The 21,813-nt window shown below is 72.5% G+C and carries 19 protein-coding genes and 1 pseudogene; 10 read left to right on the top strand and 10 right to left on the bottom strand.

Annotation, left to right across the window (positions count from 1 at the left end):
• The first annotated feature begins 357 nt into the window (after positions 1–357).
• Together trxA and ACZ4M8_RS02790 are read left to right on the top strand one after the other, a co-directional pair.
• The gene (trxA, locus tag ACZ4M8_RS02795; RefSeq protein ID WP_030286841.1) at positions 358–741 is read left to right on the top strand and encodes a thioredoxin; all 384 of its coding nucleotides are present in this window, start codon (positions 358–360) and stop codon (positions 739–741) included.
• Positions 738–1,328, top strand: a complete 591-nt coding sequence (locus ACZ4M8_RS02790) for a histidine phosphatase family protein (RefSeq protein ID WP_467602807.1) — start codon at positions 738–740, stop codon at positions 1,326–1,328. Before trxA ends, ACZ4M8_RS02790 begins: the two co-directional genes overlap by 4 nt.
• Before the next feature lie 110 nt (positions 1,329–1,438).
• On the opposite strand, the gene ACZ4M8_RS02785 is transcribed toward ACZ4M8_RS02790, so the two are convergent.
• From ACZ4M8_RS02785 to ACZ4M8_RS02770, 4 genes are all read right to left on the bottom strand, one after another.
• Positions 1,439–2,470, bottom strand: a complete 1,032-nt coding sequence (locus ACZ4M8_RS02785) for a rod shape-determining protein (protein WP_467602806.1) — start codon at positions 2,468–2,470, stop codon at positions 1,439–1,441.
• A 41-nt stretch (positions 2,471–2,511) separates the two neighbouring features.
• Complete coding sequence (locus tag ACZ4M8_RS02780; RefSeq protein ID WP_467602804.1) at positions 2,512–3,231, bottom strand: hypothetical protein; 720 nt, start codon at positions 3,229–3,231, stop codon at positions 2,512–2,514.
• 147 nt (positions 3,232–3,378) lie between these two features.
• The gene (locus ACZ4M8_RS02775; RefSeq protein ID WP_467602802.1) at positions 3,379–4,044 is read right to left on the bottom strand and encodes a mycothiol-dependent nitroreductase Rv2466c family protein; all 666 of its coding nucleotides are present in this window, start codon (positions 4,042–4,044) and stop codon (positions 3,379–3,381) included.
• A gap of 126 nt (positions 4,045–4,170) precedes the next feature.
• The gene (locus tag ACZ4M8_RS02770) at positions 4,171–4,602 is read right to left on the bottom strand and encodes a MarR family winged helix-turn-helix transcriptional regulator (RefSeq protein WP_467602800.1); all 432 of its coding nucleotides are present in this window, start codon (positions 4,600–4,602) and stop codon (positions 4,171–4,173) included.
• 89 nt (positions 4,603–4,691) lie between these two features.
• Between ACZ4M8_RS02770 and ACZ4M8_RS02765 the strand changes: the two genes are divergently transcribed.
• The 6 genes and pseudogenes from ACZ4M8_RS02765 (at position 4,692) to ACZ4M8_RS02740 (ending at position 13,620) form a co-directional block, all read left to right on the top strand.
• Positions 4,692–5,711 (top strand): NADP-dependent oxidoreductase, encoded by a 1,020-nt coding sequence (locus ACZ4M8_RS02765; protein WP_467602798.1) that lies wholly within the window; start codon positions 4,692–4,694, stop codon positions 5,709–5,711.
• Positions 5,712–6,199: 488 nt separating this feature from the next.
• Positions 6,200–6,634 (top strand): organic hydroperoxide resistance protein, encoded by a 435-nt coding sequence (locus ACZ4M8_RS02760; protein ID WP_467602796.1) that lies wholly within the window; start codon positions 6,200–6,202, stop codon positions 6,632–6,634.
• 813 nt (positions 6,635–7,447) lie between these two features.
• Positions 7,448–8,482: a LacI family DNA-binding transcriptional regulator gene (locus ACZ4M8_RS02755; RefSeq protein ID WP_467602794.1), complete on the top strand. Its 1,035-nt coding sequence runs from the start codon at positions 7,448–7,450 to the stop codon at positions 8,480–8,482.
• A gap of 310 nt (positions 8,483–8,792) precedes the next feature.
• Positions 8,793–10,526, top strand: a complete 1,734-nt coding sequence (locus ACZ4M8_RS02750; protein ID WP_467602792.1) for a sugar ABC transporter ATP-binding protein — start codon at positions 8,793–8,795, stop codon at positions 10,524–10,526.
• A pseudogene (locus ACZ4M8_RS02745) lies at positions 10,519–12,536 on the top strand (ABC transporter permease/substrate-binding protein). The gene ACZ4M8_RS02750 and the pseudogene ACZ4M8_RS02745 overlap by 8 nt, the downstream one beginning before the upstream one ends.
• Before the next feature lie 175 nt (positions 12,537–12,711).
• Positions 12,712–13,620: a ribokinase gene (locus ACZ4M8_RS02740; protein ID WP_467603448.1), complete on the top strand. Its 909-nt coding sequence runs from the start codon at positions 12,712–12,714 to the stop codon at positions 13,618–13,620.
• 402 nt (positions 13,621–14,022) lie between these two features.
• Here the strand turns inward: ACZ4M8_RS02740 and ACZ4M8_RS02735 are convergent, their stop codons facing one another.
• Positions 14,023–14,946, bottom strand: coding sequence for an SGNH/GDSL hydrolase family protein (locus ACZ4M8_RS02735; RefSeq protein WP_467603447.1), 924 nt, complete (start codon positions 14,944–14,946; stop codon positions 14,023–14,025).
• A 387-nt stretch (positions 14,947–15,333) separates the two neighbouring features.
• Between ACZ4M8_RS02735 and ACZ4M8_RS02730 the strand changes: the two genes are divergently transcribed.
• Both ACZ4M8_RS02730 and ACZ4M8_RS02725 read left to right on the top strand, forming a co-directional pair.
• On the top strand, positions 15,334–15,828 hold the full coding sequence (locus ACZ4M8_RS02730) for a DUF3145 domain-containing protein (protein ID WP_467602790.1): 495 nt from the start codon (positions 15,334–15,336) through the stop codon (positions 15,826–15,828).
• Between the two features lie 46 nt (positions 15,829–15,874).
• A complete protein-coding gene (locus tag ACZ4M8_RS02725) occupies positions 15,875–16,750 on the top strand; it encodes an NAD(P)-dependent oxidoreductase (RefSeq protein WP_467602789.1) in 876 nt (291 codons plus the stop codon).
• Positions 16,751–16,820: 70 nt separating this feature from the next.
• On the opposite strand, the gene ACZ4M8_RS02720 is transcribed toward ACZ4M8_RS02725, so the two are convergent.
• The 5 genes from ACZ4M8_RS02720 to ACZ4M8_RS02700 form a co-directional block, all read right to left on the bottom strand.
• Positions 16,821–18,086, bottom strand: coding sequence for a beta-ketoacyl-[acyl-carrier-protein] synthase family protein (locus tag ACZ4M8_RS02720; protein ID WP_467602787.1), 1,266 nt, complete (start codon positions 18,084–18,086; stop codon positions 16,821–16,823).
• A 73-nt stretch (positions 18,087–18,159) separates the two neighbouring features.
• Positions 18,160–18,408 carry an acyl carrier protein gene (locus tag ACZ4M8_RS02715; protein ID WP_033268693.1) on the bottom strand — a complete coding sequence of 83 codons (249 nt, stop codon included), beginning with the start codon at positions 18,406–18,408 and terminating at the stop codon, positions 18,160–18,162.
• A gap of 96 nt (positions 18,409–18,504) precedes the next feature.
• The gene (locus ACZ4M8_RS02710) at positions 18,505–19,551 is read right to left on the bottom strand and encodes a beta-ketoacyl-ACP synthase 3 (RefSeq protein ID WP_467602785.1); all 1,047 of its coding nucleotides are present in this window, start codon (positions 19,549–19,551) and stop codon (positions 18,505–18,507) included.
• Positions 19,551–20,522 carry an ACP S-malonyltransferase gene (locus ACZ4M8_RS02705; protein WP_467603446.1) on the bottom strand — a complete coding sequence of 324 codons (972 nt, stop codon included), beginning with the start codon at positions 20,520–20,522 and terminating at the stop codon, positions 19,551–19,553. Before ACZ4M8_RS02705 ends, ACZ4M8_RS02710 begins: the two co-directional genes overlap by 1 nt.
• Before the next feature lie 89 nt (positions 20,523–20,611).
• Positions 20,612–21,796 (bottom strand): PucR family transcriptional regulator, encoded by a 1,185-nt coding sequence (locus ACZ4M8_RS02700; protein WP_467602783.1) that lies wholly within the window; start codon positions 21,794–21,796, stop codon positions 20,612–20,614.
• Positions 21,797–21,813 lie beyond the last annotated feature (17 nt).

The raw sequence follows: 21,813 nt of genomic DNA, 5'->3' as shown, positions 1-21,813 counted from the left end.
CACTGTATGCGGGGGCGGGAACACTGATGCCCCGGTGCGGTCCGCGTCTTCGTGGCGGCACCCGAATGTCGCCACGGTGCCGCCCGATCGGCGGCCGGTCCGTGACGACGCCGGGGCGGTGCCGGATACGGGGCCGGAATTCCGGGGCCGGAACGGGCGCCGGAGGCCCGTCCCGGGGTGCTCGCCCGGTGTGCTGCGCGCCACGTCGAACGAGTGCCGCCGGGATGTCTAGGACGCCGCGCCGTGGGCAGGGGAGCGGGACGGTCCGGAGTGCGGAATACGGTGCGGGGTGATCCCGTTGCCGCAGCTGGATACGGACCGGACATTGTGCGACAGAACCACTAGCAGGGAGCCCTCATGAGCACCGTAGAGCTGACCAAGGACAACTTCGACGAGATCGTCTCCGGCAACGATTTCGTCCTCATCGACTTCTGGGCCGAGTGGTGCGGCCCGTGCAAGCAGTTCGGTCCGGTCTTCGAGCGGTCCTCCGACAAGCACGACGACCTGGTCTTCGCCAAGGTGGACACCGAGGCGCAGCCCGAGCTGGCCCAGGCGTTCCAGATCCAGTCCATCCCCACGCTGATGATCGTCCGCGACAACATCGCCGTGTTCGCCCAGCCCGGCGCGCTGCCGGAGGCCGCCTTGGAGGACGTCATCGGGCAGGCCCGCGGGCTGGACATGGACGAGGTCCGTGCCTCGGTGGCCGAGGCGCAGCAGGCCGAGCAGGCGCAGGAGAAGTGAGCGAGCTGCTGCTGGTCCGGCACGGCGAGACCGAGTGGAGCAGGGACGGCCGGCACACCAGCTGGACGGATCTGCCGCTCACCGCCGTGGGCGAGGAGCAGGCGCGCGGTCTGCGGCCGTTCCTCGCCCGTCGCCGGATCGCCGCCGTCCGGGTCAGCCCGATGGCGCGGGCGCGGCGTACCGCGGAGCTGGCGGGGCTGCCCCGCCCGGAGACCGACGAGGACCTGCGCGAGTGGGACTACGGCGGCTACGAGGGCGTCTCGACGCCCGACATCCAGCGGGAGCGGCCGGACTGGTTCCTCTTCACCGACGGCACCGTGCCCGGTCCCGACGGCCATCCGGGGGAGTCTCCCGAGCAGGTCGGGGCGCGTGCGGACGCGGTGCTGGCGCGGGTGCTGCCGCTGCTGGAGAAGGACGAGGGGGATGTCGCGCTCGTCGCGCACGCCCACTTCCTGCGGGTGCTCACCGCCCGCCGGCTCGGTCTGCCGCCGTCCGACGGGGCGCTGTTCACGTTCGGGACCGGCGCCGTCGGCATCCTCGGCACCGAGCACGACCGGCCCGCCGTGGTGGCCTGGAACGCCCGGTAGCGTCCCTGTCCGGGGGTCGGACCGTCACCGGTGGAATTGCCCCACGGGCACGCCCGGGAGCTGCGGGCCGTGCCGTCCGCGGGCGCCGTGGTCCGCCGGGCGTACCGGCGTCAGGGTGCCATCGGGTCGAGGTGCATCGGCTCGACCTTGCCCTCGATCATGGCGCCGAGCCCTTGGACGGCGCAGGTGTCGGGCCGGTCGGCGATGTGCACGGGCACCGTGGTCGCCTCCCGGATCATCGCCTCCAGGCCCGGGATCAGGGCGCTTCCCCCGGCCAGCATGATGCCGCGTTCGCCGAGGTCGGCGACGAGGTCCGGCGGGCAGCGGCGCAGGACCGCGCCGATGCCGTCCAGGATCGCCGTCAGCGGTGTCGTGATGGCGTGCCGGACCCGTTCGGTGTCGACCTGTACGCACCGGGTCGCGCCGCTGACCACGTCCCGGCCGTGCACCTCCGTGGGCCCCGGCGCGAGCCCGCCGGTGCTGGAGAGCATCAGGTGCAGCGGCCGTACCGCGCGGCTCGTCAGGTGGACCTCGTGGTGCTGGCGCAGATGCTGGACGACGGCGTGGTCGATGGCGTTGCCGCCCACCGCCACGCTCTCCGCCGCCACGATCGACCCGAGGGAGAGCACCGCGATCTGTGTGGTGCCCGCGCCGCACACCACGATCATGGTCGCCTCGGGCTGTTCGACGGGCAGTCCGCAGCCGACCGCGGCGGCCACCAGTGTGTCGACCAGCTCCACACGGCGCGCGCCCAGACCGCTCAGCGTCTCCACCGCGGCGCGCTGCGCCAGCGGTTCGCTGCCGAACGGCTGGCAGATCGCCGCCCGCATGGCGGGGCGCCGCCGCCAGGTCCGGCGCAGTTTGTTGCCGACGAGCTGACGCAGCAGCCGCTGGGCCATGTCGATGTCGACCACCGTGCCGTTGGCGACCGGCCGGACGACCCGGATGTACTCCGGCGTCCGGCCGTCCATCACCGCGGCGTCGGTGCCGACTGCCAGCAGCGCGCCGGTACGGACGTTCACGGCGGCCACCGTCGGTTCGTCGACGATCAGGCCCTGGTTCTTGAGGTAGACGCGGGTGCGGGATGCCCCGATGTCGACGGCCACCGAGCAACGGCGCAGCTGGGCGAGGCTGATGGTCATGGAAGATTCCTCCCCTGTGGGCCGGTACGGACGGAGCGTCGTCAGGAGCACTCCCGGCCATCCTGGGGCGGCCGTGGGCCCGCTGCGCGCTGAGGAGGGCCGGTCGGGGGACGCGTGGAGGGACCGAGGGAACGGGGCGCCGGGGCGGGTCGGTCCAGCCGGCGCTGGAAGAGGCCCCAGGTGAACTCCAGGACGGCGGGACGGAGTTCACCCGCAGGCCCCGGGATGGTGGCTCGCAGGTTCCAGCGGTTCGGGGCGTCGCCCTCCAGGGGGCTGGCCGGGGGAAAGGCGCGGGCCGCCTCGTCGACGGTGCAGGACCAGGGGGTGAGGTCGGCGGCGGTGCGCAGCCGCGGGGCGGGGACGCCGGGCGCGCGGACGAGCCAGGCGTTCCATACGGCGCCGCCCGGCGCGGTCAGCACCTCGAACCGCAAGGTGGGCCAGAGCGGCACCGGCCAGCGCAGCGCCTCGCAGGTCAGATCGCCGATCCGCCGGGTGGTGACGGACTCGGGCGCACCGAGCAGCGCGCGGTAGGGCCGTGCCCCGCGGCTCGCCCCGGGCGCGCGCAGCCGGGCCTGCCATCGCTTGTTCGCCTCGCGCTGCCGGGCCCGGTCCACGCCCAGCTCCCGCAGCGCCGCCTCGACGAGTCCGGGCTGGTGGTCGGCCATCCGCCGCAGCAGCACCAGTTGGAACGCGAGCGGGCCGGGCAGTTCACCGGGGGCGCCGGGGGAGTGCGGCGGGCCGTTACCGGGGGTCGGGTTCATGGGGGCCATCGTCGCGCACGGCGGGGGCCGGCGCGGGTGCCACGGGGGTGGCGCGGCGGGGGAGTTGGGGAAGGGCGGGGCGGTATCCCGTCGGGGCCTCGGGCCACGGGGGCGCGTTCCGCCGTCGCACCGCCCTCCCGCGCCCGGTCAGCTGAAGTCGAACTCTCCGGTGCGGGTCCGCTTCAGCTCGAAGAACCGGTCGTAGCCCGCGAGCAGCCGGGCGCCGTCGAAGACCCGTACCGCGTCCTCGCCGCGCGGGATCGACATCAGGACCGGGCCGAAGAACGCCACCCCGTCGATGTGGATCGTCGGCGTTCCGACGTCCTCGCCCACCGGGTCCATGCCCTCGTGGTGGCTCCGGCGGAGCAGTTCGTCGTAGCGGTCGGTCTCGGCGGCACCGGCCAGCGCGGCGGGCAGTCCCACCTCGGCCAGCGCCTCCCGGATGACGTTCTCGGTGTCCTCCCGGGCCTCGTTGTGCAGCCGGGTGCCGAGCGCGGTGTACAGATCGCGCAGCACCTCCTCGCCGTGCCCGGCGGCCGCGGCGATACAGACCCGCACGGGGCCCCACCCCTCGTCCAGCAGGGCCCGGTACTTCTCCGGCAGGTCCTCGCGGCCCTCGTTGAGCACGGACAGGCTCATGACGCGGAACCGCAGGTCCAGGTCGCGGTGGCGCTCGACCTCCAGGATCCACCGGGAGGAGATCCAGGCGAAGGGGCAGATGGGGTCGAAGTAGAAGTCGACGGTGTGGCGGGCGCCGCCGGACTGCGGGGCGTCCTGGGCGGGGCGGTCTTCCGGAGCGGTGATCTCGGTCATGGGCTCAGGCTATGCCGGGCAGGGGCGGGGCGTCCGGGCCACTTCGGCCCCACGCGGGTGGGCCACCGGGCACCGTCGCCCGGTCGGGCGACGGCGCCGCCGCGTGCCCGGGGACCGCGCGCCCGCTCACTGAGGAGCGGTGCCGAGCATCCGCTCCAGCAACTCCTTGAGCAGCGTCCGCTCGGTGACCGTCAGACGGCTCAGGGGCTCGCGCGCGAAGTTCAGCGAGCCGCGCAGCGCCTTGGCGGTGCGTCTGCCCTCCTCCGTGGGGGCGGCCAGCTTCACCCGGCGGTCGGCCGGGTCGGGCTGCCGCTCGACCAGCCCGCGGGACTCCAGGCGATCGACGATGCCGGTGATGTTGGAGGGCTCGCACTTCAGGCGCTGGGCTATCTGCCGCATGGGGAGCGGCTGTGCGGCCAGCAGGCCGAGCACCCGGGCCTGGGCGCCGGTGAGGGAGTGCTGCGACGCCGCGTGCTCGTACTCCTCGTGGTAGCGGGCGACGACGGTGCCGATGAGATCGACGACCTCGACGGTCAGGTGGTCTGCGCGCGGAGTCATGCCCACAAGGATACCCGGTTACTTGACAGCATGAAATATCCAGAGGCATGGTTGTTTCAGTTGCTGAAGTAATGAGGAAGGATCGCGCCATGTCCGCACTGCCCACGACCGGCCGTGAATGGCACCTCGTCGCCCGCCCGCACGGCTGGCCCACGCCGGACGACTTCGCCCTGCGCGAGGCCGCGGTGCCCGAGGTCGGCGAGGGTCAGATCCTCGTCCGCACCCGGCACTTCTCCGTGGATCCCTACATGCGCGGCCGGATGAACGACGTGAAGTCCTACGTCCCGCCGTTCCAGCTGGACCGTCCCATGGATGGCGGTGCGGTCGGCGAGGTCATCGCCTCGCGCTCCGCCGACATCGCCGTCGGTGACCATGTGCTGCACGGCCTCGGCTGGCGGGAGTACGCGGTGCTCGACGCCGCGCGCGCCGCCAAGATCGACCCGTCGCTCGCCCCGCTCAGCGCCTACCTCGGCGTCCTGGGCATGCCCGGTCTGACCGCCTACGCGGGCCTGCTGGAGGTGGCCTCCTTCAAGGAGGGCGACGCGGTCTTCGTCTCCGGCGCGGCCGGCGCGGTGGGCAGCGAGGTCGGCCAGATCGCCAAGCTCAAGGGCGCCTCCCGGGTCATCGGCTCGGCCGGCTCCGACGAGAAGGTCAAGCTCCTGGTGGAGGAGTACGGCTTCGACGCGGCGTTCAACTACAAGAACGGCCCGGTCGCCGAGCAGCTCAAGGCCGCCGCCCCCGAGGGCATCGACGTCTACTTCGACAACGTCGGCGGCGATCACCTCGAAGCGGCCATCAGCTCCCTCAACGTCCACGGCCGGGTCGCGATCTGCGGCATGATCTCGATGTACAACGCCACCGAGCCCAGCCCCGCCCCGCGCAACCTCGCGCTGGTCATCGGCAAGCGGCTGCGCCTCCAGGGCCTGCTGGTCGCCGACCACAGCGCGCTCCAGCCGCAGTTCGTCGAGGAGGTCTCCGCCTGGATCCGCTCCGGCGAGCTGAAGTACCGCGAGACCGAGGTCACCGGCATCGAGAACGGCGTCGAGGCGTTCCTCGGCCTCCTTCGCGGCGAGAACACCGGCAAGATGATCGTGACTCTGACGGACTGACGGACGAATGGGTCGCCGGACGGGTCGGTTGACCGGCTGGTCGGCCGGTCGGTCACCCCGTCCGGGCTTCCGGAGCGAGGGGGCCGGGGCCGTGGGGCGAGGTACGGCGTACGGCTCCGGTGGGCGGGGCGGACCGGGGGCCGGCGGCGGGTGAAGCCTGGCGGCTCCGGTGGGCCGGGGGCAGTGCTCGCCTCTGCCGGGGCGGGATGCGCTGGGCGGCCCGGAGCGAGTGTCGATCGGCGAGGCCCGCCTGTGGTCGGCGGTGTCGCCGGGGCGGTCCGCCGTCGGCCGGTTCGGTCGGTATCGCCAGGTGGGCGGTCCGCCGCCGCTCCGTGCCGCGGGGCGAGCGATCCGCCGACGGCCGGCGCCGCTGCTCGGCCCCGGGGTTTTACCTGCTCGTCGCGCCATGCTTACGGGCGGACCGTTAGGCTCGGGGCACGCCGTCGCGATCGTGGGCGCGAGTCGCGGCGAACCACAGGAGGATTCACATGTCCATCCAGCCGGTCGACGTCGTCTACACCGCTGTCGCTACCGCCGAGAACGGCCGCGACGGCCGCGTCTCCAGCGACGACGGCAAGCTCGACGTCATCGTCAACCCGCCCAAGGAGCAGGGCGGCAGCGGCGCGGGCACCAACCCGGAGCAGCTGTTCGCCGCGGGCTACAGTGCCTGCTTCCAGGGCGCGCTCAGCGTCGTCGCACGCCAGGAGAAGGCCGACGTCTCGGGCTCCCGCGTCACCGCTCATGTCGGCATCGGCAAGACCCCGGCCGGTGGTTTCGGCCTCAAGGTCGAGATCTCCGCGTCGATCCCCAACGTCGACGCCGCCACCGCCAAGGAACTCATCGAGAAGGCCCACCAGGTGTGCCCGTACTCGAACGCCACCCGCGGCAACATCGAGGTCACCCTCACCGTCGCCAACGCCTGACACCGGAGGGGGCGCCTCGGCGACGCGCTCCGGAACGGTCGGTGTCCGTCGTGCGGCAGCTCCCGGGCCCGTGACCCGCTGACGTCGTAAGGCGTCAGGACAGCAGCTTGAAGGCCGCTTCCCTTCGGGGGGGCGGCCTTCGGGTTTGTCGGGGCGGGAGTGGGCGTACGTGATGGTGTGTCATGTGGAGTGTTCCTCGGTGCCTCCGGGGTGCCCTCGGGGTCGGTCGGTCGCCGGGAGGGTGCGTCGCCCGCTGGGCTGCCGACCCGGCCCTCTCGCACATCAACTCACCTGTTTCTGTACGCCTGTTGACCTGCATCTCGCGCCGCTGCATGTCCTCGCCCTTCCGTCGGATCGCCTTCGGCTGATCCCTTGTGTCGGCGCAGGGTCGCCCCGCTCCTCGTCGGCCCGTACTCGTACGTCTACCGTCCTGTGTCTCCGATCGCCAACGCGCCTGAGTGCCAACGGCATTCGCCGGCCGATCCGTCGACTCCGCTGTCGTGCAACGGCGTTCGCTCGTCGGCCCGCCGTCTCACCTGCGGAGCGACGGCATCCGCGCGCCGCCCCGCCAACCCGCCTTCACCCCGCGCCCTGGCCGCAGGCCGCACCGCACCACCACCGAACCGCCGCCACACCACTCTCCATCCGGCTCCTGCAGGCCCGCCCGGACCGTCTTCCCGCCACGTTTGCCTCCACCGCGGCGTGACGCAGGCCACGTCGCGCCCGTCTTGACGCCGCCGCCGTGTAATCGATTTCGTATCCCCCGAGAAATCGATTACACGTCGATCGCACGCAGAGGATGGCAACGGCGCCATGGCGAACATCAAGGACGTGGCGGAGCGGGCAGGGGTCTCGGTCGCCACCGTGTCACGGGTGCTCAACGGGCACAGTCCGGTGGCCGAGACGCGGGAGCGGGTGCTCGCCGCCGTGCGGGAGCTGGGCTATCGCCCCAACAACGTCGCGCGAGCCCTGCGTACCGCGCGGACCGGCACCCTCGGGCTGATCATCGGCGATCTCACCAACCCGTTCTTCACCGAGCTGGCCGACGCCGTCGAGGACGAGGCCCGCAGCCTCGGCTACAGCCTGATCATCGGCAACGCGGGTGAGCGCCCAGACCAGCAGGACGACCACATCCGCACACTCCTCGACCGCCGGATCGACGGGCTGCTCGTCAGCTCCGCCGGGACCGGCTCCCCGATGCTGGACGAGGTCGTCGCCTCCGGTACGCCGCTGGTGCTGCTGGACCGGATCGTGCCCGGCGTCGACGCCCCGTGCGTACGCGCCGACGGACGGGAGGCCCTCACCGACCTCGCCGCGCACCTCGCCGCCCTCGGACGCCGCCGTCCCGCGATCATCGTGGCACCGGCCGGTACCCCCACCGGCGACGAACGCCTCCGGCTCTTCCGTACGGCGCTCGCCGCGCACGGCATCGCACTCCCCGACGAGTGCGTCGGCAGCACCCCGGACCTCCAGCACACCGGTGGCCGCGCCGTGATGCGGGCCTTCCTCGATCTTCCCGAGCCGCCGGACGCGGTGCTCGCCACCGACAACCTCATGGCGCTCGGCGCGATGGACGAACTGCGCGCCCGGGGGCTGCGCATCCCCGAAGACATGGCGCTGGTGGTCTACGACGAGGTGCCGTGGTTCCGCCACGCGGACCCGCCGCTGACCGTCATCGCCCAGCCCACCCGGGAACTCGGCCGGGCCGCCGTCCACACCCTGCTGGCACGGATCGAGGGCCGCGACGCCGGATCGGTACTGCTCCCGGCGAAGCTGGTGGCCCGTAGCTCCTGCGGCGAAGCGGCCGGGGGCGCGGCGCCCGTGTCCCCGGCGGCCGATGCCGGATGAGCCGGCCGCACTGAGGCCGGGGCCGCCCGTACCGGCGGCCGCCGGTACGGCGGAGGTCCGATACGTACCCCTCGACGCGCTCCAACTCGCCGCGTTCCCGGGCCCGTTCCGGGAACACGTCGAGGAGGGGCCGAGGGGGAGCCCGGAGGTGCCGCCCGGGGCGGCGGCCCCGAACGGCCCTCGCGTCCGGCTCCCCGGGCACACCCGCCGGAGCCCCGCTCCCGGGCGTACCACCCGTCCACCCGTACCCCACCCGCACCACCCGAGCACGGGAAACCCGAGCACCACACCGAGGAAGAGAGGGCAGCGCATGACCGGCGTCAAAGACGACGTACCGGGCGGCCGCGAACTGCTGCGCGTGGAGGGGGTGACGAAGTCGTTCCCCGGCGTGCGCGCGCTGGACGGGGTGGACCTGAGCCTGCGCTCCGGCGAGGTGCACGTCCTGCTCGGCGAGAACGGCGCGGGCAAGAGCACCCTCATCAAGATGCTCTCCGGCGCCCACCGCCCTGACCAGGGACGCATCCTCGCCGCCGGAGGCGCGGACGGCAGTGCCGACGGACTCCGCGAGGTGCACATCCGCTCCGCCCAGGACGCGGAACGGATCGGGATCGCCACCATCTACCAGGAGTTCAACCTCGTCCCCGGGCTGACCGTCGCCGAGAACATCTTCCTGGGACGGCAGCCGCGCACCGCGCTCGGACTCGTCGACAGGAAGGCGATGCGGGCGCGCGCCGCCGAGCTGCTGCGCCGGGTCCGCCTCGACATCTCCCCGTCCACCCCGGTGGCCGAACTGGGCATCGCCCGGCTCCAGATGGTGGAGATCGCCAAGGCGCTCAGCCTCGACGCCCGCGTCCTGATCATGGACGAGCCGACCGCGGTCCTCACCTCCGAAGAGGTCGGCACCCTCTTCGGCATCGTCCGGGAGCTGCGCGCCGACGGTGTGGGCATCATCTTCATCACCCACCACCTGGAGGAGATCGGCGCTCTCGGCGACCGCGTCACCGTCCTGCGCGACGGCCGTTCGGTCGCCGAGACCCCGGCCACCACCGACGAGGACGAGCTGATCCGGCTGATGGTCGGCCGCGACATCTCCGAGCAGTATCCGCGCCTGCGGCCGGATTCGCCCGGCGCGCCGCTGCTGCGCGTACGCGGTCTTACCAGGCACGGAGCGCGCACCAGCAAAGGCGTGGCGCCCCGCCCCGTCTTCGAGGGCATCGACTTCGAGGTGCGGGCGGGCGAGGTGGTCGGTCTCGCCGGGCTCGTCGGCGCGGGCCGCACCGAGGTGGCGCGGGCGCTCTTCGGCGTGGACCGCTACGACGCCGGGACCGTCGAGGTGGACGGTGCGGAGCTGGCACCCGGCGACGTACGGGCGGCGATGCGCGCCGGGCTCGGTCTGGTCCCGGAGGACCGCAAGGGCCAGGGGCTGGTCCTGGACGCGTCGTTGCAGGACAACCTGGTGCTGGCCCGGCTGGACCGGGACACCCGCGGCGGGCTGGTCGACCGGCGCGGGCAGCGACGTGAGGCGGCCGCGGTCGCGGCGCAGCTGAAGGTCCGGATGAGCGGACCGGACCAGAGCGCCCGCACCCTCTCCGGCGGCAACCAGCAGAAGATCGTCATCGGCAAATGGCTGCTCACCGAGGTCCGGCTGCTGATCCTCGACGAGCCGACGCGCGGTATCGACGTCGGCGCCAAGGTCGAGATCTACCAGCTGATCAACGAACTGACCGCGGCCGGCTGCGCGGTCCTGATGATCTCCAGCGACCTCCCCGAGGTGCTCGGCATGAGCGACCGGGTACTGGTCATGGCGCAGGGCCGGATCGCCGGTGAACTCCCGGCCGGAGCCACCCAGGACGCGGTCATGGAACTGGCCGTCCAGGGCCCGGCCACCGGGAGCCGGCCCCGAGCCGGGACGGCGGAGCCGGCCGACGGCCACCACGGCACGGCCACCGAGGCGTCCACGGCGGCCGCCCCCAGTTCCTCCGCCACCCCGCAGAACCCCATGAAAACCCCTGGTCAGAGCGCGATGGAGGGCTCCGATGACTGAGTTGCTGAAGACGCCGGAGAAAACCCCTCCGGCCCCCGGGACGGGCCGCGGCGCCGCGTTCGGCGGATGGTTCACCCGGGCGGTCCTGAAGAACGGCCCGCTGGGCGGCCTGATCGCGCTCGTCGTGGTGATGGCCGTGTTGTCCAAGGACTTCCTCAACGGCCAGAACCTCCTCAACGTCGGCGTCCAGGCGTCCGTCACCGCGATCCTCGCCTTCGGCGTCACCTTCGTCATCGTCTCCGCGGGCATCGACCTCTCCGTCGGCTCGGTCGCCGCGCTGTCCGCCACCGTCGTCGCCTGGGCGGCGACCGGCGAGGGACTGCCGGTGTGGTGCGCGGTCCTCCTCGGGCCGGCGGTCGGTGTGGCCGCGGGTCTGGTCTCCGGCGCGCTCGTGGCGTACGGCAGGCTGCCCGCGTTCATCGCGACGCTGGCGATGCTGTCGGTCGGCCGTGGTCTGGCACTGGTCGTCTCCGGTGGTACGCCCATTCCGTTCCCCTCCTCGGTCAGCGCGCTCGGTGACACCCTCGGTGGCTGGCTGCCGGTCCCCGTCCTCGTGATGGTCGCGATGGGGCTGATCGCCGCGGTGGTCCTGGCCCGTACGTACACGGGCCGGGCGATGTTCGCGATCGGTGGCAACGAGGAGGCGGCCCGCCTCTCCGGTATCCACGTCAAGCGCCGCAAGCTCGTCATCTATGCGCTCTCCGGCCTGTTCGCGGCGGTCGCCGGTATCGTGCTGGCCGCCCGGCTCACCTCCGCGCAGCCGCAGGCCGCGTCCGGGTACGAACTCGACGCCATCGCCGCCGTCGTCATCGGCGGTGCCAGCCTCTCCGGCGGCTCCGGCAAGGCGTCCGGCACCCTCATCGGCGCCCTGATCCTCGCGGTGCTCCGCAACGGCCTCAACCTGCTGAGCGTCTCGGCGTTCTGGCAGCAGGTCGCCACCGGTCTGGTCATCGCCGTCGCCGTCCTCCTGGACACGCTGCGCCGCCGGAGCGCCCGGTGACCGCCCGGAACGCGGCGGCGGGCCGCGACACACGGTCCCGTACGGAACGGACCGGCACGGGACGGGCGCGGACGGGCACAGGTGCGGGCCGCCGGTGGGGTGTGCGGTGCGCGGTGGCCGCCGCGGTGGCCGGGCTGACGATCGGGCTGGCCGGCTGCGACCGTGGTGGCGACACCGATCTGGGGCTGGCGCTCTCCACGCTCAACAACCCGTTCTTCGTCGGCGTCAAGGAAGGCGCCCAGGCGGAGGCGGACGCCCGGGGCCTGCACATCAACATCACCGACGCGCAGAACGACCCCACCCAGCAGATCAACCAGATGGAGACGTTCACCAGCCAGGACGTCCGGGCGGCCATCATCAATCCGGTCGACTCGGACGCGGCGGTGCCGGCGGTCGGCGTCGCCAACCGGGCGAACGTACCGGTCATCTCCATCGACCGCGGGGTCAACGGCGGCGAGGTCGGGTCCACGATCGCCTCCGACAACGTCGCGGGCGGCCGCCTCGCCGCGAGGACGCTCGCCGAATCGTTGGGCGGCAAGGGCAAGGTGGCGTTCCTGGAGGGCCAGCCCGGGACGTCCGCGGCCCGCGAGCGCGCCCAGGGCTTCGAGGAGGGCATCAAGAAGTACCCCGGTATCCAGGTCGTCGCCCGCCAGCCTGCCGACTTCGACCGGACCAAGGGCATGGACGTGATGGCGAACATGCTCCAGGCCCATCGCGACATCGGCGGGGTCTTCGCCGCCAACGACGAGATGGCGCTCGGCGCGTCCAAGGCGCTCGGGGCCCGCTCCGGCAAGGACGTCAAGGTCGTCGCGTTCGACGGCACGCCCGACGGCGTGACGGCCGTGCGCAAGGGCACGCTGACCGCGACCGTCGCCCAGCAGCCCCGGTTGCTCGGCAAGAAGGCGGTGGACTGGGCGCTGAAGGCCGCCCGCGGTGAGAAGCTGCCCGCCTCGGTCAAGGTGCCGGTCGTTCTGGTGACGTCGCGGAACGCGGCATCGTTCGACGGCTGACCGGACCGTGACCCGTACCGCCCCCGCCACCATCCGGGCGGTACGGGCCACGGGCACCGGCCGCCCGGCGCACCGCCGCCGGGCCACGCGGCAGCCGCGCCGGACACGCCGGACAAGATTTTCCGTACGGACACGAGAGAACGGAGCGGTGAAGGTGAACGAGGAGGAGGGGCGCGTGTACGACGTCCTGGTGGTCGGCTCGGCCAACGCGGATCTGACGGTCCGGGTGGACCGGCGGCCCGGCGCGGGGGAGACCGTACTCGGCTCCGACCTGGTGGAATCGGCCGGCGGTAAGGGAGCCAACCAGGCCGCGGCGGCGGCCCGGATCGGCGGGCGGACCGCGCTGCTGGCCCGGGTCGGCAAGGACGCGTACGGCGATCTGCTGCTCGCCGCGCAGCGCGAGGCGGGGACGGACGTGACGCCGGTCGTCGTCGACGCGGCGGCCCGTACCGGCACCGCGATGATCATCGTCGGTCCGGACGGCGACAACAGCATCGTCGTCTCGCCCGGCGCCAACGCCGCCCTCACTCCGCGGGATGTCGCCGCCGCCCGGCATACCGTCGCCGCTGCCACCGTTCTCTCCCTTCAGCTGGAAATTCCGATCGAAACCGTCCGGGCGGCCGCTGCGACCGCCGAGGAGTGCGGCACCCGCGTCGTCCTCAACCCTTCGCCGGTGCCGGAGCGGCTGGCGCCCGATCTCCTCGCGGTGGCCGACCCGTTGGTGGTCAACGAGCACGAGGCCCGGCGGCTCTCCGGCGCCGCCGACGGCACCCCCTCGGACTGGGCGCACGCCCTGCGCGCCCTGGGCGCCCGCTCCGTCGTCGTCACCCTCGGCGGGGACGGAGCACTGCTCCTGGACGCGACGGGCCCGCACGAGGTGCCCGGTGTCAGGGTCGACGTGGTCGACACGACGGGCGCCGGTGACGCCTTCACCGGCACCCTCGCCACCCGTCTGGCCAACGGTGACACCCTGCCCGAAGCCGCCCGCTTCGCCGTACGCGTCGGCGCCGCCGCCGTCACCAGGCCCGGCGCCCAGCCCTCCTATCCGACGCTCGCGGATCTGGACGCCTTGCCGGACGCCTGACCTGCGCACGGGGCGAGCGGGGGAGGCCGGCCCGAACCCGGGGCCCGACGCCTGAGCCCGGACGCCGTGGCCCGGCGCGCCGCCGCCCCGTGGGCCTCGCCGGGTGCGTCGCGGCTGTGCCGCCCCGGCAGCCCTCCCGGTCCGTACGGCGCCGCGCCGCCGCCCGTATCCGCCGTCCGGCAGCGGCCACCCTCCAAGCGGTACCGGCTGCGAAGTCAGGTCGGCGGAACGGGGAGTGAACTGTGGCGATCAACATGCCGTCATCATGCAGCCGTACGACCCACCCGCGCTGAGCCTGTGGATAACCCCGCCCGACGGCCGGGCACCGACCGCTCGTCCCATGACCGGAAGCCCCCGCGACCGGAGCCCCACGACCGACCGCGCTCGGAAAGACACCCCAGGTCAGGCCGGAGGCTCCGCGCGGGTGATGGCACGGAACGCCATCTCCGCCAGTTCCCCCTGGCCCCGGACGCCGGGGTGGAACCAGTCCCAGGTGCTCAACTGCCGCTCCGTGAAGCGGTAGTCGAAGACCGCGGGGTCGAAGCGGCAGAGGGAGTCCTCGGCGCAGACCTCCGCCAGCGCCTCGTTGTACGCCTTGACGCGGTCGCGCACCTGTTCGCGGCGCTCGGCGGCGCGCTCCGTCAGGTCGTCCGGATCGCGCAGCATGGAACCGCAGATCCCCAGCTGCCACACCTGCTTGCCCAGCGGGTTCTTGCGCCCCTCCGACCACAGACGCAGCAGGTCGGGGACGGCGGCGACGTACACCTGCGTCCGGGGCAGCGTCTTCCGCAGCTTCTTCATCGCCCGGGTGAAGTCGGCACGGAAGGCGGCTGCCGGGGTCATGGCGGGCACCTCGCTGCGGCAGGCGTCGTTGGCGCCGATCAGGACCGTCACCAACTCGGGCCGGTGGGCCGCGGCGGCGCCGACCTGGCCCGGCAGGTCGCTCATCAGCGCGCCGGTACGGGCGAGGTTCCAGCTGTGCCCCGCCGGGTGGTCCAGCAGCCGCCGGGCGAGGCTGTCGACCTGGGGGGAGGTGCCGGTCGCCCAGGAGACCTCGGGGCAGTCGGACAGCACCGTGCAGGCGTCGAAGCCGACGGTGATGGAATCGCCGAGCGCCGCGATCGACGCCGGGGCGGTGCGCCACACCGGGGCGGGCCTGGCGGACGGTGCGGAAGCCTTCGGGCTCGGTCGCGCCGCCGGTGCGCCGGAGCCGTCCGCGCTGCACGCCGTGGCGGACAGCAGCAGCGCACCGGCGGCGAGGACGGCGCCCGCACGGCGCCGCACGCCCCCGGCGCGCCACCGGGTGGGCACACCGGCGGACCGCATCCGGAACCGAGCCGTACGCCGAGAGGGAAACGACCGGTCGATCTCTGTCATCGCCTGTCCCCTCCGGCGCGTGGGTGATATCTCTTCGAAGTGTCGACGGTACGTCACCCCTGGCCCGAGGCGGCGGGACAGCTCTGTTCCGGGTCGTCCGTGCCATGGCCCGAACGGGTACGCACAGTCGACTCAAACTTCTGGCAACCCGTCATTTCCTGTCCCTTTTATGGCAGATTGCTGCATATTGAGCCCAATGGTGTTTACTGTAGGTCACCTGGCACGCCGGTACCGAAACGCTCACCGGGGCGGACCGGCGGCGCTCGCCCCGGCCGCCCACGGGGCGGGTACGAGGCCGCCGGGGAAGGCGAACCTCGAACCGCACTGGAGGTCCCGGTGACGACCCGTGGAGTTCTGTACGTCCACTCCGCACCGCGCGCGCTCTGCCCCCACGTCGAATGGGCCGTCGCGGGCGTCCTCGGCGTACGCGTCACCCTCGACTGGATCGCCCAGCCCGCCGCCCCCGGCACCTGGAGAGCCGAATTCTCCTGGCAGGGCTCCGTGGGCACCGCCTCCAAGCTCACCTCCGCCCTGCGCGGCTGGCACCTGCTGCGCTTCGAGGTGACCTCCGAACCCTGTGCCACGGCGGAGGGCGAGCGCTACAGCTCCACCCCTGACCTGGGCATCTTCCATGCGGTCACCGGAATCCACGGCGACATCCTCATCCCCGAGGACCGGCTGCGCGCCGCCGTCGTCCGCGCCGAGGGCGGGGAGAGCGACCTCGCCGCCGAGGTTGCCCGTCTCCTCGGCAAACCCTGGGACGACGAACTGGAGCCCTTCCGGCACGCCGGCGAAGGCGCCCCCGTCCGCTGGCTGCACCAGGTCGTCTGAGACCGCGCCTTCCCCTGGAGCGCACTCCAGCCTCTAGCGTGCGGGCATGGCTGATCACATCTCGGTGGCCGTACTCGGCACCGGCATCATGGGCACGGCGATGGCCCGCAACCTCGCCCGCGCCGGATACGACGTCCGCGCCTGGAACCGCACCCGTTCCCGGGCCGAACCCCTCACCGCCGACGGCATCCGCGTCACCGGCACCGCGGCCGAGGCCGTCGACGGCGCGGACACCGTCCTCACCATGCTCCTCGACGGCCCCGCCGTCCTCGACGCGATGACGGCGGCGGCACCGCACCTGGCCCCCGGCGCCCTCTGGCTCCAGATGAGCACCGTCGGCACGGAGGGCAACGCCCCGCTCGCCGCCTTCGCCGCCGCACACGGCCTGAGCTACGTCGACGCCCCCGTCCTCGGCACCAAAGCCCCCGCGGAACAGGGCGAACTGACCGTCCTCGCCGCCGGACCGGCCGAGGTACGGGAGCGGGCCGCCGCCGTCTTCGACGTCGTCGGACGCACCACCCGCTGGGTCGGCGACGACGGCGCGGACGGCCAGGCCAGCCGCCTCAAGCTCGTCGTCAACAGCTGGGTGCTCACCGTCATCAACGGCGCCGGTGAGGCCATCGCACTCGCCGAAGGGCTCGGTGTCGACCCGCGCGACTTCCTCGCCGCGGTCGGCGGCGGCCCGCTCGACCTGCCGTACCTGCAGATCAAGGGCGAGGCGATCCTCTCCGGGGAGCTGCGGCCCAGCTTCACCGTCTCCGCCGCCCGTAAGGACGCCCGGCTGATCGCGGAAGCCGCCGCGGCCGCCGGCGTCCGGATGGACCTCGCCGAGGCCGCCGCCGAACGGCTGCGCCGCGCGGAGGAACTGGGCCACGGCGGCGAGGACGGCGCGGCCGCCTATCACGCCTCCTTCGGCACCTGACCCCGCGGTGCAAGGCGAAGGCCCGCCCGGTCGCGGTGACCGGGCGGGCCTTCGTACGTCAGCGGTGGGTTCAGGCGGTGCGGAACGCCAGCACGACGTTGTGACCACCGAAACCGAACGAGTCGTTCAGCGCGGCGATGCGGCCCTCGGCGGGCAGCTTGCGGGGCTCGTCGCGGATGATGTCGGCATCGACCTCGGGGTCGAGGTTGTCGATGTTGATCGTCGGCGGGGCCGTCCGGTGGTACACCGCCAGGATCGACGCGACGGACTCGATACCGCCGGCGCCGCCCAGCAGGTGACCGGTCATCGACTTCGTGGCGGCGATGGCGATGTGGTCGGCGTCGTCACCGAAGACCTTGCGCAGCGCCTTCAGTTCGGCGAGGTCACCCTGCGGCGTCGACGTCGCGTGCGCGTTGACGTGCACGATCTCGGCCGGCTTCAGGTCGCTGTTGTCGAGGAGGTGCTGCAGCGCCTGGGCGATGCCGTTGCCGGACGGCTCGGGCTGCACGATGTCGTGGCTGTCGGCGGAGATGCCCTGGCCGACGGCCTCGGCGTAGACGCGCGCACCGCGCTTGGCGGCGTGCTCCGCGGACTCCAGGACGATGACGCCGGCGCCCTCACCCATGACGAAGCCGTTGCGCGCGGTGTCGAAGGGACGCGAGGCGCCCTGCGGGTCGTCGTTCGACTTCGACATCGCCATCATGTTGCCGAAGGCGACCATCGGCAGCGGGTGGATCGCGGCTTCCGTACCGCCCGCGACGACGATGTCCGCACGGCCGGTGCGGATCATCTCGATGCCGTAGCCGATCGCCTCGGAACCGGACGCACAGGCGCTGACCGGGGTGTGCACACCCGCGCGGGCGTTCACGGCCAGGCCGACGTTGGCGGACGGACCGTTGGGCATCAGCATCGGCACGGTGTGCGGGGAGACGCGGCGTACGCCCTTCTCCTTCAGCACGTCGTACTGGCCGAGCAGGGTCGTCACGCCGCCGATGCCGGAGGCGATGACCGTGCCGAGCCGGTCGGGGTCGACGGAGGTGTCCTCGCCCGCCCTGGCGGTGAAACCGGCGTCGGCCCACGCCTCCTGGGCCGCGATCAGCGCGAACTGCGCCGAGCGGTCCAGCTTGCGGGCCTGCGGCTTCGGGAGGACCTCGCCGGGGTCGACCGCCGCACGCGCGGCGATACGGACCGGGAGATCGGCGGCCCAGTCTTCTTCCAGGACACGCACACCGGACCGGCCGGCCAGCAGCGCCTCCCAGGTCGAAGCGCTGTCGCCACCCAGCGGTGTGGTTGCGCCGATACCGGTGACGACCACGGTGCGATTGGTCGCGTTCACGGGAATTCTTACTCCACGGGTAGGGGTCTGAATACGGCGCCACCGCGGGGTGGCGACATGCGCAGGAGCTGGATCAGCTCTGGTGCTTGAGGATGTAATCGGTCGCGTCGCCGACGGTCTTGAGGTTCTTGACGTCGTCGTCGGGGATCTTCACGTCGAAGCGCTCCTCAGCGGCGACGACGACCTCGACCATGGACAGCGAGTCGACGTCCAGGTCGTCGGTGAAGGACTTGTCCACCTTGACGTCCTCGGTGGGGATCCCGGCGATCTCGTTCACGATCTCGGCGAGACCGGCGACGATCTCTTCCTGAGTGGCGGCCATGATGGCGCTCCTTGGTGCTCTAGTGATAACTGACGGGTGAAGCTGGGCACAGCGGCCGGCACATCGGGGGACGGACGGCGCTGCGGTAGATCTTGCCTAGGGGAGGGTAACGACCGTAGCCGCGTAAACGAGACCCGCCCCGAAGCCGATGACCAGCGCGGTGTCACCGCTCTTGGCCTGCCCGGTCGCCAACAGCCGCTCCATGGCGAGCGGGATGGAGGCGGCGGAGGTGTTGCCGGTGGTCTCCACGTCACGGGCGACCGTGACGTTCTCCGGCAGCTTCAGCGTCTTCACCATCGAGTCGATGATCCGCATATTCGCCTGGTGCGGAATGAAGACATCCAGGTCGTCCGGGCTGACTCCGGCCGCGTCCAGCGCCTGCTGGGCGACCTTCGCCATCTCGAACACCGCCCACCGGAAGACCGCCTGGCCCTCCTGCGTGATGGCGGGGTAGCGGATCGCCTCGGGGGCCGTCCGCTCCTCGGGGCCGTCACCGCCGGGCACCGGCGTCGTGCGGTACGCGTCCCACGGGATGGTCTGCTTGATCGTTTCGGCTTTGTCGCCCTCGGAACCCCAGATGGTCGGGCCGATCGCGGGCTCCTTGGCGGGGCCGACGATGACCGCGCCCGCGCCGTCACCGAACAGGAAGGCCGTCGCGCGGTCCTCCAGATCGGTGAGGTCCGACAGCCGCTCCACGCCGATGACCAGCACGTACTCGGCGGAGCCGTCGGTGACCATGCCCTTGGCGAGGGTCAGTCCGTAGCCGAAGCCCGCACAGCCCGCCGAGATGTCGAAGGCCGCCGGACGGTCCGCACCGATGAGGTGCGCGATCTCCGTGGCGATGGCCGGGGTCTGCTTGAAGTGCGACACGGTGGAGACGACCACCGCGCCGATCTGCTCGGGCGCGATACCCGCGTCGGCGATGGCCTTGCCGGCCGCCTCGACCGACATCACGGCGACCGTCTCCTCCGGGCCCGCCCAGTGCCGGGTGGCGATGCCCGACCGCGAGCGGATCCACTCGTCGGAGGAGTCGATGTGCTTGAGGATCTCCTCGTTGGGCACCACCCGGGTCGGGCGGTAGCCGCCGACGCCCATGATCCGCGCGTACGGGGCGCCCTTCGCGGGCTTGATCTTCGAGGTCATCAGCTTCGGTCTCCTTGTTCGGCCGACGGGTCGGCGACCGGAGAGCTGTGCTCGGCGATCAGGGTACGGGCCGCGTCGAGGTCGTCGGGGGTCTTCAGGGCGAGCGTCTGCACACCGGGCAGGGCACGCTTGGCCAGACCGACCAGTGTGCCGCCCGGCGCCGCCTCGATGAGCGCGGTGACGCCCAGCTCCTTGAACGTCTCCATGCACAGGTCCCAGCGGACCGGGTTGGCGACCTGCCCCACCAGGCGCCGCACCAGCTCATCGCCGCCGGTCACGACCTGACCGTCCTTGTTGGAGACGTAGCGGGTGTGCGGGTCGGCAGCGGTCAGCTCACCGACCGCGGACTCCAGCGCCGCCACGGCGGGGGCCATGTGATGGGTGTGGAACGCGCCGGCCACCTTCAGCGGGACGACCCGCCGGGTGCCCTCCGGCTTGTCCGCGACGAGCGCCGCGATCTGCTCGGCGGTGCCCGCCGCGACGATCTGCCCGGCGCCGTTGACGTTCGCCGGGGTCAGCCCCAGCTTCTCCAGATGCGGGACGACGACGGACTCCTCGCCGCCGAGCAGCGCCGCCATACCGGTCTCGGTGACGGCGGCGGCCTCGGCCATCGCCAGACCACGCCGGCGGACCAGCGTCATCGCGGAGGCGTCGGACAGCGTGCCGGTCAGCGCGGCGGCCGCCAGCTCACCGACGCTGTGACCGGCCGCGGCGCCGACGCGCGCGGCGAAGTCCTCGGGCGTGGCGAACAGCTGCCGGGAGGAGATCAGCGCGGACGCCACCAGCAGTGGCTGCGCCACCGCGGTGTCACGGATCTCGTCCGCGTCGGCCTTCGTGCCGTAGTGGACCAGATCCAGGTCGATGGCCGCGGACCACTCACGGAGCCGGTCTTCGACACCGGGGAGGTCGAGCCAGGGGGTCAGGAAGCCGGGCGTCTGAGCGCCTTGGCCAGGAGCGACGAGTACGAGCACCCTCACACTCTCTCTTGTGGGAGGTCCCGCCCGCCCGTGGGGACAGGGACGAAGAACCATCGGGGTAATTGTTGGTGTCCGACAAAAGTCTAGAGCTGCGCTTCTCCGCCAGCCAGGCGCCCCAGAATCAGCGCGATACGCAGGGTGAAGGCCGAGCGCACATCGGACGGGGACCATCCGGTGACGTCCGTCACGCGTCGGAGCCGATAGCGCACGGTGTTGGGGTGGACGAACAGCATCCGTGCCGCGCCCTCCAGGCTGCTCGCCTGTTCCAGATAGACGCTCAGTGTCTCCAGCAGCGCGGAGCCCGCCTCCTCCAGCGGCCTGTAGATCTCCTCCACCAGTTGGTCACGCGCCACCGGGTCCGACGCCATCGCCCGCTCCGGCAGCAGATCGTCGGCGAGCACCGGCCGCGGCGCGTCGGGCCAGGCGGCGCAGGCCCGCAGACCGGCGGCGGCCGCCTGCGCGGAGCGGGTCGCGGCCAGCAGGTCGGAGACGACCGGGCCGGCCACCACCGGGCCCGCCGCGTACGGTCCGATCAGCGCCTTCGCGGCCTTGAGCGGGTTGTCGGAGCCGCCGGCGATCACCACCAGACGGCTGCCCAGGACGCCGGTGAGCACCTGGAGCTTGGCGTGCCGGGCGGCCCGGCGGATCGCCTCCACGGTCAGTTCGCTGTCGCCGTCGGGGGCGGTGCCCAGGACGACGCACACGTGCTCGGGGGAGTTCCAGCCCAGGGCCGCGGCCCGGGAGACGGCGCCCTCGTCGGCCTCGCCGGAGAGCACCGCGTTGACGACCAGCGACTCCAGCCGGGCGTCCCATGCGCCACGGGCCTCGGCTGCCTGGGCGTAGACCTGCGCGGTGGCGAAGGCGATCTCGCGGGCGTAGACGAGCAGGGCCTCTCGCAGGACCGATTCGTCACCGGGGGCCGCGACCTCGTCGATCGCCGATTCCATGACCTCGATGGTCGTCCGGACCATCTCCACGGTCTGGCGCAGGGTGATCGCCCGGGTCAGCTCGCGCGGCGCGGTGCCGAAGACGTCGGTGCTGATCGCCTGCGGGGTCTCAGGGTGCCGGAACCACTCGGTGAACGCGGCGATACCGGCCTGTGCCACCAGCCCGATCCAGGAGCGGTTCTCCGGTGGCATCGCGCGGTACCAGGGCAGCTGCGCGTCCATGCGGGCGATGGCTGCCGCGGCGAGTTTGCCGGACGACTGCTCCAGCCTGCGGAGGGTCGCCTGGTGCGGATGAGGGGCGCGCGATGCGGGTTCAGACACGGGACAAGACTGCCTTA

It is taken from the genome of Streptomyces sp. NPDC027185, assembly GCF_055567035.1.
This window is presented reverse-complemented; position numbering and strand designations above follow the sequence as displayed.

Excerpts from the sequence above, each read along its gene's own strand:
- trxA (WP_030286841.1), top strand. The coding sequence starts at position 358 with ATGAGCACCGTAGAGCTGACCAAGGACAACTTCGACGAGATCGTCTCC.
- ACZ4M8_RS02785 (WP_467602806.1), bottom strand. The coding sequence starts at position 2,470 with ATGACCATCAGCCTCGCCCAGCTGCGCCGTTGCTCGGTGGCCGTCGAC.
- ACZ4M8_RS02780 (WP_467602804.1), bottom strand. The coding sequence starts at position 3,231 with ATGAACCCGACCCCCGGTAACGGCCCGCCGCACTCCCCCGGCGCCCCC.
- ACZ4M8_RS02775 (WP_467602802.1), bottom strand. The coding sequence starts at position 4,044 with ATGACCGAGATCACCGCTCCGGAAGACCGCCCCGCCCAGGACGCCCCG.
- ACZ4M8_RS02770 (WP_467602800.1), bottom strand. The coding sequence starts at position 4,602 with ATGACTCCGCGCGCAGACCACCTGACCGTCGAGGTCGTCGATCTCATC.
- ACZ4M8_RS02765 (WP_467602798.1), top strand. The coding sequence starts at position 4,692 with ATGTCCGCACTGCCCACGACCGGCCGTGAATGGCACCTCGTCGCCCGC.
- ACZ4M8_RS02760 (WP_467602796.1), top strand. The coding sequence starts at position 6,200 with ATGTCCATCCAGCCGGTCGACGTCGTCTACACCGCTGTCGCTACCGCC.
- ACZ4M8_RS02755 (WP_467602794.1), top strand. The coding sequence starts at position 7,448 with ATGGCGAACATCAAGGACGTGGCGGAGCGGGCAGGGGTCTCGGTCGCC.
- ACZ4M8_RS02750 (WP_467602792.1), top strand. The coding sequence starts at position 8,793 with ATGACCGGCGTCAAAGACGACGTACCGGGCGGCCGCGAACTGCTGCGC.
- ACZ4M8_RS02735 (WP_467603447.1), bottom strand. The coding sequence starts at position 14,946 with ATGCGGTCCGCCGGTGTGCCCACCCGGTGGCGCGCCGGGGGCGTGCGG.
- ACZ4M8_RS02725 (WP_467602789.1), top strand. The coding sequence starts at position 15,875 with ATGGCTGATCACATCTCGGTGGCCGTACTCGGCACCGGCATCATGGGC.
- ACZ4M8_RS02715 (WP_033268693.1), bottom strand. The coding sequence starts at position 18,408 with ATGGCCGCCACTCAGGAAGAGATCGTCGCCGGTCTCGCCGAGATCGTG.
- ACZ4M8_RS02710 (WP_467602785.1), bottom strand. The coding sequence starts at position 19,551 with ATGACCTCGAAGATCAAGCCCGCGAAGGGCGCCCCGTACGCGCGGATC.